The organism is Candidatus Obscuribacterales bacterium (assembly GCA_036703605.1).
In the GTDB taxonomy this organism is placed as follows: Bacteria; Cyanobacteriota; Cyanobacteriia; order RECH01; family RECH01; genus RECH01.
Map to the genome: position 1 here is coordinate 28,901 of DATNRH010001083.1, position 15,711 is coordinate 44,611.

Annotated in this window: 9 protein-coding genes; 5 read left to right on the forward strand and 4 right to left on the reverse strand. The window is 53.9% G+C overall.

All coding sequences use genetic code 11. From position 1 onward, the window contains the following. Positions 1-1,121: 1,121 nt before the first annotated feature. Positions 1,122-2,051 (forward strand): hypothetical protein, encoded by a 930-nt coding sequence (locus tag V6D20_22310; GenBank protein HEY9818514.1) that lies wholly within the window; start codon positions 1,122-1,124, stop codon positions 2,049-2,051. Positions 2,052-2,744: 693 nt separating this feature from the next. On the opposite strand, the gene V6D20_22315 is transcribed toward V6D20_22310, so the two are convergent. Continuing rightward, positions 2,745-4,718 (reverse strand): DNA polymerase III subunit gamma/tau, encoded by a 1,974-nt coding sequence (locus V6D20_22315; GenBank protein ID HEY9818515.1) that lies wholly within the window; start codon positions 4,716-4,718, stop codon positions 2,745-2,747. A 325-nt stretch (positions 4,719-5,043) separates the two neighbouring features. Here V6D20_22315 and V6D20_22320 point away from each other — a divergent pair, with 325 nt between their 5' ends. The 3 genes from V6D20_22320 to V6D20_22330 all read left to right on the forward strand — a co-directional run bounded on the left by V6D20_22320 (position 5,044) and on the right by V6D20_22330 (position 10,276). Then, entirely contained in the window at positions 5,044-6,462 is a 1,419-nt protein-coding gene (locus V6D20_22320; protein ID HEY9818516.1) for an adenylate/guanylate cyclase domain-containing protein, read from the forward strand. A 389-nt stretch (positions 6,463-6,851) separates the two neighbouring features. Beyond that, positions 6,852-9,053: a hypothetical protein gene (locus tag V6D20_22325; protein ID HEY9818517.1), complete on the forward strand. Its 2,202-nt coding sequence runs from the start codon at positions 6,852-6,854 to the stop codon at positions 9,051-9,053. A 128-nt stretch (positions 9,054-9,181) separates the two neighbouring features. Next, positions 9,182-10,276 (forward strand): CHAD domain-containing protein, encoded by a 1,095-nt coding sequence (locus V6D20_22330; GenBank protein HEY9818518.1) that lies wholly within the window; start codon positions 9,182-9,184, stop codon positions 10,274-10,276. 38 nt (positions 10,277-10,314) lie between these two features. Here the strand turns inward: V6D20_22330 and V6D20_22335 are convergent, their stop codons facing one another. Then, the gene (locus V6D20_22335; protein ID HEY9818519.1) at positions 10,315-10,620 is read right to left on the reverse strand and encodes an STAS domain-containing protein; all 306 of its coding nucleotides are present in this window, start codon (positions 10,618-10,620) and stop codon (positions 10,315-10,317) included. Between the two features lie 864 nt (positions 10,621-11,484). After that, positions 11,485-12,240 carry a YdcF family protein gene (locus tag V6D20_22340; GenBank protein HEY9818520.1) on the reverse strand — a complete coding sequence of 252 codons (756 nt, stop codon included), beginning with the start codon at positions 12,238-12,240 and terminating at the stop codon, positions 11,485-11,487. Between the two features lie 401 nt (positions 12,241-12,641). On the opposite strand from V6D20_22340, the gene pcrA reads away from it, so the two are divergent. After that, positions 12,642-15,002: a DNA helicase PcrA gene (gene pcrA / locus V6D20_22345; GenBank protein ID HEY9818521.1), complete on the forward strand. Its 2,361-nt coding sequence runs from the start codon at positions 12,642-12,644 to the stop codon at positions 15,000-15,002. Positions 15,003-15,199: 197 nt separating this feature from the next. Here pcrA and ispF read toward each other — a convergent pair whose 3' ends face one another. After that, positions 15,200-15,679, reverse strand: coding sequence for a 2-C-methyl-D-erythritol 2,4-cyclodiphosphate synthase (gene ispF / locus V6D20_22350; protein ID HEY9818522.1), 480 nt, complete (start codon positions 15,677-15,679; stop codon positions 15,200-15,202). Positions 15,680-15,711 lie beyond the last annotated feature (32 nt).

Below are 15,711 nucleotides of genomic sequence, written 5' to 3' on the forward strand. Positions count from 1 at the left end.
CACTCGCTATAGCTAGGGTTTAGTTGATCATTCGGCTATCAAAGGAACATTGATCACAGTTTTAACATCAGTGGTTCCTGTTTATGTTGGCACGGTCTCCATATCGATGTCCAACAGCCAATCAGGGGCAGACTATGGAACAGCTGGCGAGCCGTGCGTTCTGCGGATAGTTTCTAGTCGTGAGACATGGATCAACGCAAACGAGCGCTAGTTTCAGGAATAATGTTGAATGCTCATGATGTAGTTTGAAGAAACCGTGAAGAATCCTAGGTTTATCTCCTGAAGTAGAATAACGTTGGTAAATTCATGGTTAGAATACTTAACGTTTAGCGTTAACCACGAAGGGGCATTGAGAGTCTTCGGTTCATCGTGAATAGCGGTGATGCTCTCGTTGAGGATAGGTCAAGATGTTCAAAGCTCTCAATGAGTTTGTAGATGTTCTGCGACCATTGACCTAAGGCTTTGTGAGCGTGTGCCAAATTTTCTGGCTAGGTTTTGACAGCATAGGGATGTCTTATCCTGATACTGTTCTGTGTCGTCTCTTGAGGGTGCAATGGTTGTAAGGGGCATCTCTTCAAAAGGGTGACAAGGTCAAGATTCAGCTAGGTTAACTCTGGCTCTGAGGTTGCAGTTAACCCACCTAAAAATGAAGCAAGATAAGCAGCTTACGTCAGAAATCTAGAGCATTTGAGGTGATCATCATGCATAGCACAGCGTTGAACTAGCTCACTTAAGATGAGGATAGACCTCAAGGATGAGTCTCGTTGAACTAGTCTGCGACACCATGGAATCGCGTTGACCCGGTGGAAAGCTCATGGGCAATCCTTAACCTGTTCAGCTTGGATATTGTACTGATAAGAGACTAGGTTGTGATGATATCCATGCAAAGCCAAGCTTTGGCATGGATGTCAAGCTCATGAAACAAGAGACATCCTTCGTCAATCCTAGGTTCTACAGCGGCTCTCTTTTTCCAGTCATCTTGTTTTCAAACGCCCAATCAAGAGTTCATCCTGCCTGTCTAGAGGTATGTTCTAGAGGCTTTTCAGGGTGATCTGTATCTACATCGATACAGAATACAGATATTCACACCACATTCAACTCAACACTGAACCGTACTGATTATGTTAACTAGTCGTTATCAACACGTGTGGACGAAAGCCCAAGACTATGCCCAGCGGAACTATGAATGTCTCACCAAAGAGCCTAATCTCTTTTTAATGCGGAAGTCTGCTCGGTTTGAGCTGGTGCGGGATTGGGTTGATTTTACGCACCGATCTAGTCGTAAAGGGCTGCCAGGAGATGCTTTTGCCGGCTCTCTCTTCCCTGACCTAGATGTGGAGCAGACCGTACGGGATCTCGAAAGCGATGGCTTAGGTCTTAACATCACCTTGCCAGCCGACATTCTGCAGGAACTTTTAGACTTTGCCTATGCGGCACCCTGCTATGGCGATCGCGATCCATCGTTGAAGTTCTACATCAATCAACAGGATGAGTTTGAGCAACAGCTAGGGCGATCGCTGCTGGTGGGAAGTTATCTGGACAGCCATGCAGACTGCCCTGCCTTCCAGCGGTTGAAAAATGATCCCAAAATCTTGGCGATCGCTGCTCGCTATCTGCGCACCGAAAAACCTCAATACCTCACAAGCGAAATCTCATGGAGTTTTCCGGCTCCTAGCGACTTATATCAGCAACTGAAGGCAGCTCAAGTTTTCCACTATGACATTGATGACTATAAGTGCATCAAATTCTTCTTTTATCTCACCGATGTGGATGAAGAGAGCGGGCCCCATGCCTGTATTCGCAAAACCCATCGCAGGAAAAAGCTGTTGCACCAAGTGATAGGACAACGCTGTGCATCCATTAGCGATGAGCGGCTCATGGAGCTCTATGGACAAGACAACGTAGAGTCTATCTGCGGGCCAGCCGGGTCAGGATTTGTGGAAGATATCTTTTGTTTCCATAAAGGTGTGCCGCCCCGCAGTAAGACTCGCCTGCTGCTGCAGTTTGAATACACGATGAACTACTACCAAGGGGCACGATTGTATACCTAGACCGTAATTTTACTTAGCTTACTTTAACTTAGCCTGGAACAGCATCAAAATCGCTCAGAAAAGCTCTGGGCGATTTTTGTGATCTGGGAGACCATCCGTAATTCTGCGAGAGATCTAGATGCTCGCCTCTGCTCGTCTCCGCAAATTTCAGGAGACTGCCCCCGGTCATTTCTTAAAGGTTCCTAAAAACCGCAATTTAAATCCTCATTTTGTCGCTTGTGTTGCTGAGACTTGGTGGTGCAACGTGCTAGTTATTTCAATACTTACACGGAGTGAAAGCGTTCTTCGACCTCATAGGATAGGTTTATGAAGGTTTAGTAAAGCTCCCCTAGACTTAGTCTTATAACAAATTTGAACCCCGGAGACCGTCTAGTTATATAAGGATGGAATACCCCATGGTTTGGCAAATACGTGTTCAGTACGCCAATGGTAACGAGCGAGTGATATGGTCATTTCGCAACCGTGAATCTGCCCTAAAGGGCATTGATGCTCTTTACTCCCAGGGTTACCCGATGCATATGGCCTACGTCGTTCGATCCGTTGATGCTCCAATCGCTGCTTAGTACGCCCTTTTTTGACTCCGTTTTGAGCTTCTACGCTTAACCTTTCAGGTTGGCGATGTGGCGCGATCAAGGGGGTGTCCATAAACCACTTTGTAGGGTGTTGTTAGGCGAAGCCGTAACGCACCGTCTCTTAAAAGGGAACGTCATCGTCATCAAAATCAATAGGCGATTGTGAAGGATGGGCTGGCTCTGGCGTCGGAGTGCTGACCTTGGGGACAGTGGTTTGCTCAGGTTGATGATGGTCACGGCTGGACAGCTCATGGCTAGGTAGGTCATCACCGGGCAAGTCGCTGTCTAGCTCCACCAATTGTCCATTGAATGTTTCCGCAAGAAACCTGGCGGCCCGCGTCACCTCATCTTCAGGCTGCCAAGGGGATGGCTCTAGGGACATATGCTGGACTAGGGCTGGCGTGGGTGTTGCCGGTTGAGGTATAGCTGGCGGTGCTGATGTTGCGGCTGGAGAAGCTGGCGGAGATGACGCAGGTCTGGGTGCGGCGGGTGGCGCTGGCGGTGGTGGCGCTGGGGCCATGGAGCCTTCGGCAGCCACGTCTAGCTTGATCTGAATAGGACGTTGGAAATAGTTTTCTAGGGCAGCTTCTAGGTTTGGCAGGCGCTCCTTGACCATACGGAAGAGCGGCTGGGAGCGGGTTGTGATGCGAGCTTCAGTGCCGTTGAAGGCGGCTAGGGTACACTGCTGCCGCAGCAACATGCGGGTGGAAATGGGTTCAACCAGCTCCAAAATAGCCAGCCACATGTCGGCTAGGGTCTGCCGCACATCAGGTTCAGGAGCCGGCGGTGGCGCTGGTGCCGGTGTGGGCGTGACTGCTGCGGGTGTGGGTGCGGGTGCGGGTGCGGCTGGGATAGGTGCAGGAGCCGGTGTGAAGGCTGGTGGGAACATGGGTGCCGGTGTGGCAACGGGTGCGGCGGGTGTCGGTGCCGGTGCGGGAATAGGCGCGGGGGTAAAGGCGGGTGGTCTGGATCTCAACGATGGGCTGACTGGGGCTGTGGGGGCGATCGCTGATGGCAGTAGCCCCAAGAGCGTGACTTCTAGCCAGAGGCGGGGTTGGGTGGTGTTCTTCACCTGCACTTCGGTGCTGCGCAGATGCTGTTGTCCAGCCAGAATGGTCGAGAGATCTAGATCCTGGGCAAAGTCGCACAGTTCGCCCCAGGTGGAAGCGGTGATCGCGACTAGATCTTGGCGATCGCGAGCCGTTTTGGCAATCAAGACATCCCGGTAGAAGCTCGCCAGGTTTTGCAGCACAATCAGCGGTTCCCGTCCCCGGTTCATCAACTGCCGCGCCTGTTCCAACACCGCAACGCCGTCATCGTGAGCGATCGCCCTTAGCAAATTCAGCAAATCCTGTTCGGGCACCGCGCCAACTAAATCCCACACATGGCTGATGCTGATCGATTCGTCAATCAAACTCAGTTGATCCAGCAAGCTCTCTGCGTCCCGTAATCCTCCTTGGGCGAGCTGGGATACAAGCTGAATGGCATCGTCCGCAATGGAAATCTTCTCCTGACGGGCGATCGCCATCAGGTGCTGGGTCATGGCGTCGAGGGGAATGCGGCGGAAGTCAAACCGCTGGCAGCGCGAAATGATCGTCGGCAGCACCCGCTGGGGATCAGTGGTGGCTAACACAAACACCACCTGCTCCGGCGGTTCCTCCAAGGTTTTCAGGAGCGCATTGAAGGCCGCCGTGCTCAACATGTGACACTCGTCAATCACGTAGACTTTGTAGCGACACTGCACCGGAGCAAACTGGGCCCGCTCAATCAGTTCGCGAATATTGTCTACCCCGGTATTGCTAGCGGCGTCAATTTCAATCACGTCTAGGGCCGAGCCCCGGGTGATGGTGCGGCAGGTCTCACAGGTGCCGCAGGGCTGGGCCGTGGGGCGGGATGTGGTCATGCAGTTCAGCGACTTGGCCAAAATGCGGGCGCTGGAGGTTTTGCCCGTACCCCGCGGCCCAGAAAATAGGTAGGCTGGCGCAATGCGCTGTTGCTCTAGCGCACTGGAAAGAGTTTTGGCGATCGCTTCCTGACCCACCAACTGGGCAAAGGTTTGGGGGCGATACTTGTGGTGTAGGGGTTCGTAGGGCATGGACGGTGAGGAACCGATAGGCGAAGGTCGGGATGCCGGAGGCTGAGGGTGGGTTGGTCGCTATCTATTCTAGGAACAAGCTATTTAGACAAGCGATCTAGGGACCAGCTCTGCACAGGCTAAGATGATGGACGATCCCAGACGCGGTTTCTAGCCTAACCCGGATGGTGCAATTCTCTAGGAGTAAGGAGTGGATATGCCCTGCTGTGCGATCGCCCAAGCTCTATCTCCTGTTGCCGGATAGCTGTTGACTAATGGGTGATTGCATCGGTCATGCATCGCTGATCGATCGATCTAGGTTTCTACCCGTATTGCCACTCTTCCCATGATGCCCCGACTGTCTACCATCCTGCGTCTCACCCGATCGCGACTGTCGCGCGCCATCGTTTTTTGGGTTTTTCTGAGCATCGTTCTCGTCGAAGCCGTGATTCTGGTTCCCTCTTATTATCGTCGCCAACAAGAACTGTTGAACCAGTTGCAGCAAGTTTCTCAGGAAGTGCTGTCTGCAGCGCTAACCGACTCGGTGTTAATGCAGAATCCGGAGGATATGCTGCCTGCTGTCAGTGAGAAGCTGCGAGACGATTCGGTGATCTTGGGAGCAGCTTTGTACTACACCGATGGCGTTTGGATCGATGCGTTTGGTGATGCGCCGACGCTGGAGCCCGAGGATATTGTGGCGGCGGCAGATATCTCCACCATGGTGATGAACTATAAGGGCGATCGCTACGATGTTGGCTGGTTTTTTTCCACCGCCGCCGGAGACTTTTTGCTGGTGGTACGCCACGATGCCTCGGCGGTGCAGCCGGAGCTAAATGCGTTTCTCTGGCGGATTGCTGGACTGGTGGCGATCATTGCTTTGGTGGTAACGGCGGCCACCATGGTCACCCTGGGCAAGATTGTGATTGTCCCGATTCTGCGCCTGCGAGATGATTTGCTCACGGCTACGGATATTGTGGGGACGGATTGCCCTGATCCTGAGTTTCGTAGCCTATCGCGCTCACGGCAAGATGAACTAGGGGAGGTGATTCAGGCGTTTGTCCATCTTTACGATCGCGTCCAGCAGGAAATTAGCGATCGCGTCCAGGCTGAGGCGGCGCTTCGAGACGAACAAACGCGCTCGGAAAAGCTGCTGTTGAATATCCTGCCGGCTACGATTGCCACCCAGTTGAAGCACGATCAACGGGCGATCGCTCAGCGATCGGAACAGGTGACCATCTTGTTTGCTGACCTTGTGGGCTTCACGGCGCTCTCCGCCCAGATGACGCCCACGGAATTGGTCGATACGCTCAACACCATTTTCTCTGCCTTCGATCGCCTGGCAGAACAGCATCGGTTGGAGAAGATTAAAACCATTGGCGATGCCTATATGGTGGTGGGCGGTATTCCAGAACCCCAAGCCGACCATGCCACAGCGATCGCTCAGATGGCGCTGGATATGCAGCAGTTCATCCAGCACTTCTCAAGCAGCCAAGAGCACTCGTTTCAACTGCGCATTGGCATTGGCACCGGCGTGGTAGTGTCTGGCGTCATCGGTCTCACCAAATTTAGCTATGACCTCTGGGGCAATGTGGTGAATCTAGCCAGCCGCATGGAATCCCAGGGAATCCCAGGTAAAATTCAGGTGACCGATGCCACCTACCACTGCCTCAAGGAGCAGTTTGAGTTAGAAAAACGAGGCCCGCTCAAGGTGAAAGGGTGGGGAGAGGTAACCACCTATTTTCTAGTAGGCCGTAAGGAAGCTTAGGGGTTGGCTCATCTTCCTCCTAGGTGCTGGCCCCAGGGCTGAATTGGGTCGAGAATCATCGTCGATGCTCGATTGCTTATCAAGGTGTGCGACATTCCATCTAGCACTACGTCCTAGTGCGAATCATAGGACGTAAAGTAGAGCAAGATCGCACCAATTGTTCATATGGAGCAATGTTCGTTGATGATCTCAGACCACAATTATCCAGGGCGATGTCTATCTCACCCATTGATGGAAGCCATGACCAGCAGCTTCAAACTGGCTCCGTCAGGTATTAGGATGAATTATTAAGGATTGCTACAGGCGATCGCCGCTTCATAGACCCTAGATTCGGTCGCTTTAATCCCCTGTGAATTCAGGCAGTTAGTTTTCTACGAGGTAGTTTTTTCATGACGGCAGTAACACCCCGCCCCGCTTTTTGTGAGGGAATTCGCTTCTTCGGCGAAGACCTAGCCCCGTTTGAAACCTATGGCCAAACTCCTGCCATTGCCGAGGGACAAAAGGCGATCGCGTCCCCCAGCGATCCTGCTGCTGTTTTTCAAACCCTCTTGGCTGCCGATGCCCTGCGCTACCTCACGCTGCAAGTTACGGCTAGCAAAGAATCTGGACATCCCGGTGGGTTTGCCAGTATTGCCGATGCGATCGCCTCCTTGATGATGCTGGGGCACAAAAATATCATCACGGAAGTGGGACACCACGCCCCTGGTTTCTACAGCAATATGTTCCTCGATCGCTCCCTGGAAGACATGGGCATCACCACGGTGCAGCATATGGGCGATCGCTTCCGAGAAACCCATGGGCTCTTGGGGCACCTATCGGGCCAAATTCCTGGATTGCTCAACCCGGCAGGGCCCTTGGGTCAAGGGCAACATTTCGCTATGGCTGGCGCTAAGCTGCATCCAGGTACCCTGTTTCCGGTGACCATTGGGGACGGTGGTTTGGGTGAACCCTACATCATGAGCAGCTTTGGGCATTTCAACACCGCCTATCCTACGGCGACCAATTTTCTACCGATTTTGGTCTGGAATGGCTACAGCCAAGAGCACCACAGCATGGTGTCCACTAAAACCAATGAGGAAATGGTGTCCTACTGGCGGGGCAACGGCTTTGCCAATGTGATCTTGGTGGATGCTAAGGAGTTTGATGATGCCAATCAACCGGAGGCTTACGTCGATAGCACCCGCTTCTCCTTAAGCCAGCGCCTAGCCTTCACCCAGGCGGTGCTCGAAGCCACCGACCGAGCTGCAACATCAGCACTGGGCGGTACCCTAACGGTGCTGATCGTGAAGCAACTTAAGGGAGCTGGGGTGCACAAACGGGGTGCCCAGTCCCACAATCTCTATCCGGGTGATACGCTAGAGCGCGACTATATTGTCAGTGCTTTGCAGGAGCGGGCCCTATCGGTCTCTGCCTGGGATTTGGTGCGCACCAACTTTGAGCGGGCCGGCGGTGGCCCGGCATCGAAGACGGTGGTGACGGAAACGGAACTGCCTTTGCCAGATTTGGGTACCCTGCCGCTGAACGAATTTCCCGTGGGGGGTGATAAGCAGGTGGCAACGACGGCCATGGGGGCGATCGTTGGCCATGTGGGACAGAAAGACCCTGCCTTTGTAGTCACCAATGCGGACGGCAATGCTGCTTCGGGGATCAACAATATCAATGTGGCCTTGAAAATCATCCACCCCACCACGGATGAAACCTATTACCAGCAGCCCCAGGGACAGGTCTATGAACCCCTAAGCGAAGATGCCTGCGCTGGATTAGCCGTAGCGCAAGCGCTGTTTGGGGCACGTACTCTGTGGTGTTCCTATGAGTCCTTTGCCATCAACGGTCTGCCCATTTGGCAAACGGTAACCCAGGCCATGGCTGAGCTGCGCCGCCCCACGCCTTCAACCATTACCCTGTTTACCGCCGGGGCGCTGGAACAGGGACGCAACGGCTGGACGCACCAACGCCCTGAAGTGGAAAACTACTTCGCTGCCATGATGCGCAACGGGAATGTGTTTCCCCTCTTCCCCTGCGATGCCAACAGCATTCAGGTTTGCTATGAGTGGGCCTTGGCCACCCGCAATAAAGGGGTGACGATTACCGCAAGTAAGTCAGCCTTGCCGGTCTACACCACCTTCGATCAAACCCGTCAGGCTCTCAAGGATGGAGCCATTGTGCTGAAGGAAACGCCGGGCGATCGCACTGTAGTTTTGGCAGTGCTCGGCGACATGACCCTGCTGCCGGCCTATGCAGCGGCAGCCCAACTCGAGGCCGCTGGGATTGGCAGTCGAATTGTGTCGATCATCAATCCCCGTCGGCTCTACCGTCCCAGCGATACCGCCTGGGATACCTGTTCCCAAGCAGATGGCACCTTCCTAAAGGATGCGGGGTTCGATCGCCTCTTTGGGGGTGATGTGCTCTTGGGGATCACCGGCGGCAGTAGTGCCATGCTGGAGCCCATTATGTTGCGCAGCACCAGTCCGCGCGATGTTTTTGCCTGGAAGCGGGGCGAAACGGCGGCCAGCGCTGGAGATGTGATGAAGATCAATGGCTTGACAGCGGAGCAGTTTGTGCAGCGGGCTAAGGTGCTGTTGGATTCATAGCCGAGGGCGATCGCTCCCCCTAGATGACGATGTATTCAGCCTAGGCTTCGCGATACCATCAAGATAGACCGATGATGTCACGGTTTGTTGATAGTAACGGTTTGCTGATAGTGATGGAGGAGCCTGGGATGGATGCAATCTCGGCCAAGGGCGATCGCCTAACCCTGACGTTGGGACACTACGCCCATCGGATTTTACACAAGCTCTACCGACGCATTGTGAAGTTTGAGGTAGAGGTTTATCGTGATACCGATCCAGAACCACTGCACCAAATGCGGGTGGGGATGCGGCGGATGCGAACGGCACTACACCTATTTGAAGGTGTGGTACATCTGCCAACCGGGGCAGATGATAAGGCTATTCGCAAATTAGGCAGGATTCTAGGAACGTTGCGAGATCTAGATGTCTTGAGCGATCGCCTGCGCAATGACTATCGCCCAGCTCTGTTTCCGGTGGAGCAGCGCGAACTGGATAAGTCGTTGAAAAAGCTGGCAAAACAGCGGAAGACAGCCCTAAAGCGGGTGAGGAAAACCCTACGCGGCAAGCACTACAAGAGCTTCAAGCGATCGTTTCAAGCTTGGCTCGATGCCCCCATCTATGGCACCGTGGCGGGATTATCTCTGCGGCAGGCCTGGCCAGATGTGGTGCAGCCCATCACGCAGCAGGTGTTGCTACATCCCGCCTGGATGATTGACACCGAAACGTCTCCAGAGGGCGATCGGATCGCTAAGCCCGACAAAGCTGGACAGTTTTCCCATGCCTCAGCGCTACTGCTGCACGACCTGCGCAAATGCATTAAACAGCAGCGCTATCAGATGGAATTTTTTATTGACCTTTACGCCCATCCCGACCAGCTTGAGGGTTGGAAAACCCTGCAAGACTGTTTAGGGCAACTGCAAGACGGTGCCGTGATGCGAGACTTTCTCCGAGACACCCTGGGACGGCATTGGGACAAGCTCGTGCCCAATCTCGTGCAGCGACTGGCAGTCGATGAACAGACTGCCCGCCAAGAATGGCGATCGCTTCAGCCCCACTATCTAGATTGGCAGGTGCGCCAATCCCTACGGCAGGTGTCTAAGGAGCGATCGGGTCAGCTATCTACGGTATCGGATGGGATATCTGATCAGGTGTCTGACCAGAAGCTCCATCAGGTGCCCGATCAGATGTCCCATGGATTAGACGGAGCAGCGTCGGAGCATCCGCAACCCGATCCAGTTCTATGAGATGCGGTATCTACACTTCATCCATCGTCGTCTTCAGCCTAGGTGGGTAGTGGATCAAACGCATTGAGCATATCCGCCATCTTCAGCACCATCTGGGGCTGATCGGGGATGCCATGGAGCGTCAGGGTGCCGGAGGCACGCCGTACGCGTCCCAAGGCTCCAGCTAGGGCCCCCAGCCCACCCACATCCATAAAGCCTAGGTCGCGACAGTCAATCACTAAGTGGGTCGTTCCGTCCGCTAGGGTATCGTTGACCCAGTTCAGCAAGTCTCGTCCTGTGAGGGTACTCAGGATGCGATCTGGCTGAAATACTCGCACGTTAGGTAGATTCATCCATTCACTCATATTTACTCTGCAACTATGACGCAACAATCTCATCCAGAACGAATTGCGCAACCCTGATGGGATCATCCGTCTCCTGATGGGGTGAGTTCGTCTCGCGGGTCTGAGTCATAGGTCGAACCGTCAGCACCCCTTTCAGTCAACTTAATTAAGCCGGTTTACTGAACTTTCCGCCATTCTGCGCCTTGATTCAGAACCTTAGGGACTACTCCCATAACCCTGATGGGGAAGGATCGCGAACACGATGCACTCAAAGTGGGTCAAGGGTCACCCTGATCAGATTTAGGAAATGCCAAGGGCGATCGCCCTTGGATCTGAAGATCTGAGAACTCGGCTCCATGTCCAGCTTCCAGCGAAGGTAGGACTACCATAGTGGTAAGCCTATCTATGTCGTTATGGCTAGACGGGATGAAGCTGTGTTCAGATGTGGCCGTTGTCCGGAATGCCTACAGCAAGATATTGAGTTGTCTTAAAAGATGCCTCTGACCAATCCTCTCGCCATGGCGTCGACATGTCATGGATCTAATGATGGAGTTGGTCGTCAATGATGGACTACCTAAGATAGATTATCCAAACCAAGCCGGTCGTCTAGGCATGGTGTGCGTCTTACGGAGGGCTACATCGGGAGCGCTTGGATAGCTAAACAGCTTGGTTGTGTCGGTAGATGTGGGCCTCCTCGGCATACGTGACTGTTCATCTAGATCGGGAGATCGGGGCGATCCCTTCGATCTAAATGCATCTATCTCCTAGAACGCTTGCCAGCATATGGCTAGATGCTATAGGTTGCAGAATGAGGTTGTTGATCCTAGGAAAGACCTAGGATGTCATCCTGGATCGTTGCCCATGTATGCGTCGTCGGTCTCACGGCTAGAGCCACCCTTTTAACCAATACACCACGATACCGATGTATTCCCGAATCACACGGGTTACATGCTGTAAGTTGTGAGCTTCGGGTAGGGAACGTAGGATGGCGGCCTGGTAGGTTTGTTCGCGGGAGACCATCGGCGAGGAGGCAATAAAATCCGTGGGGGCAGGAATGGCATCAATGCCTTGTTTCTCAAAGATTTTGAGCGATCGCGGCATATGAACAGCAGAGGTGACTAATAGCACCCGATTGATGCCCCGTTGATCGAGAATTTGCTTCACATTGACGGCATTTTCATAGGTATTAATGGACGTTCGTTCTAACACCATGGCTTCAGGGGGAACCCCCATGGCTTCTAAAATTTCGGCCATATCATCGGCTTCTGCACCCCGAGCCCCAAACCAATCGATGCGTCCACCGCTCAAAATCACGAGCGGTGCTTTTCCCTGAAGGTATAACTGTGCGCCATGTAAGGGGCGATCGCCCTCTTCCAACACATCCACCCAAGGGCGTGGATACTCTTGGGCCCGCACGGCACCTCCCAGCACCACGATCGCTTCCGCATTGGGTAATTCCTCAGCGGGAATGTGCCGCCACTCTAGCGATCGCAACATCGCTTCGGCGGTGTAAGTATTACTACTGACTAACAGCACAATCAGAGCGATCGCCAAACTGCCTGCTGCCCACCGGGGTCGCCGCCAAAGAGTGATGAGGGCTACCACAATCATTAAGCAGGTGAAGCCCAATGGGAAAACCAAGGTGGGTAGGAATTTTGAGAGGAAGAAAAACATGGCAGCTTGGTTGAAGGTCTAGACTGTGACATTTTAGAAATGTTCCGTCCAGATTGTACCCATTTCCGCTAGGAAATCTGACTGTAGCTGCAGGCATCTCCTACAGCCCAAGCATCCTGGACAGGTACCGGTATCAAAGAACGTGAGTGCTGATAGGTTGGGCAACGCTAGCCCCGGGGAAGACGGAAAACCGGCATAAATCAGGGCAATGGGATCGTTGTATGGGCTGATTCCAGAGCGATCGCCCCTGATTAACCGTTCGGTACGGAGACAGATGCGATACCCTAAGCTATAGGGTCTGTGTCCTGCTGACGGGTTCAGTGGGCACGACACAGTTGATCGCAACGGCTACACTGTTCGGGCATTTCATGACGCAATCTCTTGATTTTCTTAGCCATCTTAATCCCTCTCAGCGTCGGGCTGTAGAGCATTTCTGTGGCCCCATGTTGGTGGTGGCGGGGGCAGGGTCGGGCAAAACCCGTGCCCTCACCTATCGGATTGCTAACTTGGTGCTCACCCACCGGGTCGATCCTGAAAATATTCTGGCCGTCACCTTTACCAATAAAGCGGCTCGGGAAATGAAGGAGCGCATTGAACGGCTCTTTGCAGAACAAGAAGCCCAACATCGGCACCAAAAACCCTTCGAGGCTCTATCGCCTGCCCAGCAAATCCAACTGCGATCGCAAGTCTATCGCACGGTGACCAAGAACTTGTGGATTGGCACCTTTCACGCCCTTTGTTCCCGCATTCTACGCTTTGATATTGAAAAGTACCAAGATCCCCAGGGCCGCACTTGGACGCGCAGCTTCTCCATTTTTGATGAATCGGATGCCCAGAGTTTGGTGAAGGAGATCGTCACCAAGCAGTTAAACCTGGATGACAAGAAATTTGATCCGCGATCGGTGCGCTATGCCATCAGCAATGCCAAAAACCAAGGCTGGTCACCGCAAGATATCGAAGCCGAGCAGCCCAACTATCGCGGGCGGGTGATTGCCGACGTCTATTCCCATTACCAAACGGCCCTGGCCGCCAATAATGCCCTAGATTTTGACGACCTGATTCTGCTGCCCGTGCAGCTCTTTCGGCAAAACGAACAGGTACTCAGCTATTGGCACCAGCGGTTTCGCCATATTTTGGTCGACGAATACCAAGATACCAACCGCACCCAGTATGACCTGATTAGCCTGCTAACCACCAACGGTGCTAGCTCCGAGCAGTTCGACGACTGGCACCATCGTTCGATCTTCGTGGTGGGAGATGCGGATCAGTCTATCTACTCCTTCCGGGCTGCTGATTTCACCATTTTGATGGACTTCCAAGGCGACTTTGGCGATGGGTTGCCCGATGACGACACCCGCAGCATGGTGAAGCTGGAGGAAAACTACCGCTCCACCGAAAATATTCTGCAAATCGCCAACCACCTGATTGAGAACAATACCGAACGGATTGACAAAATCCTGCGCCCCACCCGAGGCACGGGAGAAATGGTATTTTGCAACCGGGTGGGCGATGAGGTCGAAGAAGCTCAGTTTGTGACGCGGCAGATTCGTCAGCTTGAAGAACTGCACCCAGAGCTAAGCTGGGGCGACTTTGCCATCCTCTACCGCACCAATGCCCAATCCCGGGCCTTCGAAGAATCTCTAGTCTCCCAAGAAATTCCCTACACTATCGTCGGCGGTCTACGATTCTACGATCGCCGCGAAATTAAGGATGTGTTGGCCTATTTGAGGGCGATCGCCAACCCAGCCGATACCGTCAGCCTGAAGCGCATCATCAACACACCGCGCCGGGGCATTGGCAAAGCCACCATCGATCGCCTAGAAAGCGCCGCCACCCAGCTAGGCGTTCCCCTCTGGGAAATTTTGCAGGACGAAACCTCGGTGAAGCCCTTAGCGGGGCGATCGGCCAAGGCCGTGATGGGATTTGCCTCCATGCTCAAAACCTGGCAGTCCCGTGTTGATGACCACTCAGCATCGGAAATTGTGCAGGGGGTCTTAGAAGATTCGCGCTATCTAGACGAATGGCAAGACAAGGGCACCGATGAAGCCCAAGAGCGCATCGCTAACGTGCAGGAGCTGTACAACGATGTCCTGCAGTTTGAGGACGACAACGAAGAGTCGAACCTGATGATGTTCTTGGGCAACGCTTCCCTGGCGTCTGACTTAGACAATGGCGACGAAAGCAGCGATCGCGTTTCGTTGATGACGCTGCATTCCTCCAAGGGGCTAGAGTTTCCTGTCGTCTTCCTAGTTGGCCTAGAACAGGGACTGTTTCCCAACTACCGCTCCCTGGATGATCCAGCCTCCTTGGAAGAAGAGCGCCGCCTTTGCTATGTGGGCATCACCCGCGCCAAGGAACGCCTATTTCTTTCCCATGCCTCCGAGCGACGGCTCTACGGCAGCCGTGAATCCGCCAGTCCATCTCTATTCCTCGCAGAACTGCCCCGCGATTTGCTGTTGACCAGCTCCGATCGCGCCCTGCCAGAAAAGTGGACAAAACCGATCAACCAACGTACTACCCGTGAACGTAAGGCCTCCGATCCCCTGGGCAGCCACGAAGACGATTGGACGGTAGGCGATCGCGTGGTTCACAAAGCCTTTGGGGTCGGTCAGGTGACCCATATTTTTGGGGCAGGCAACAAGATCTGTCTAGCGATCAAATTTCCTAGCATCGGCCAAAAAATTGTCGATCCCAAAATCGCGCCGCTGCAGCGGGTCACAGAGTCTTAACATTTCCTACCCATCGGGATTGCTGGTGTACCGGTCGGTGGGCGATCGCCTAGGGACGGCGCACGTTGGCCCTCATCCCCCAACCCCTTCTCCCAAAAAGGTAGAAGGGGAGCCGGATTCAAAGTCCCTCGCCCGACCTGGGAGAGGGATTTAGGGTGAGGGTGCACGAAAAGTAGGATGCTCCCGTTTTCCATCGCCTAGGGACGGGTCAACAGGGCCACGCTATAGACCGCGATGCCCTCTTCCCGGCCTGTGGGGCCCAGCTTCTCATTGGTGGTTGCTTTCACCCCCACCTGATCGGGGTTGAGCTGGAGGGCCATGGCTAGGCGATCGCGCATGGCCTTAATGTGGGGCTTGAGTTTGGGCCGCTCCGCTACAATCACCGAATCCAGGTTACCAATCTGCCAGCCCTGGGCTTGGATCAGGTGGTGTACCTGCTTCAACAGTTCAATGCTGTCTGCGCCTGCCCATTGGGGATCGGTGGGCGGAAAATAATGGCCAATATCACCTAGGCTCAGCGCTCCCAACATGGCATCCATAATCGCGTGGGTGAGCACATCCGCATCGCTGTGCCCCAGCAACCCTAGGGAATGCTCCAGCGTCACACCGCCCAAGATCAGGGGGCGATCGGGCACCAGTCGATGTATGTCGTAGCCATTGCCAATGCGAATATCCATAGGTTCCTCCCCTCGTCCCTCAGCTTGTCTTT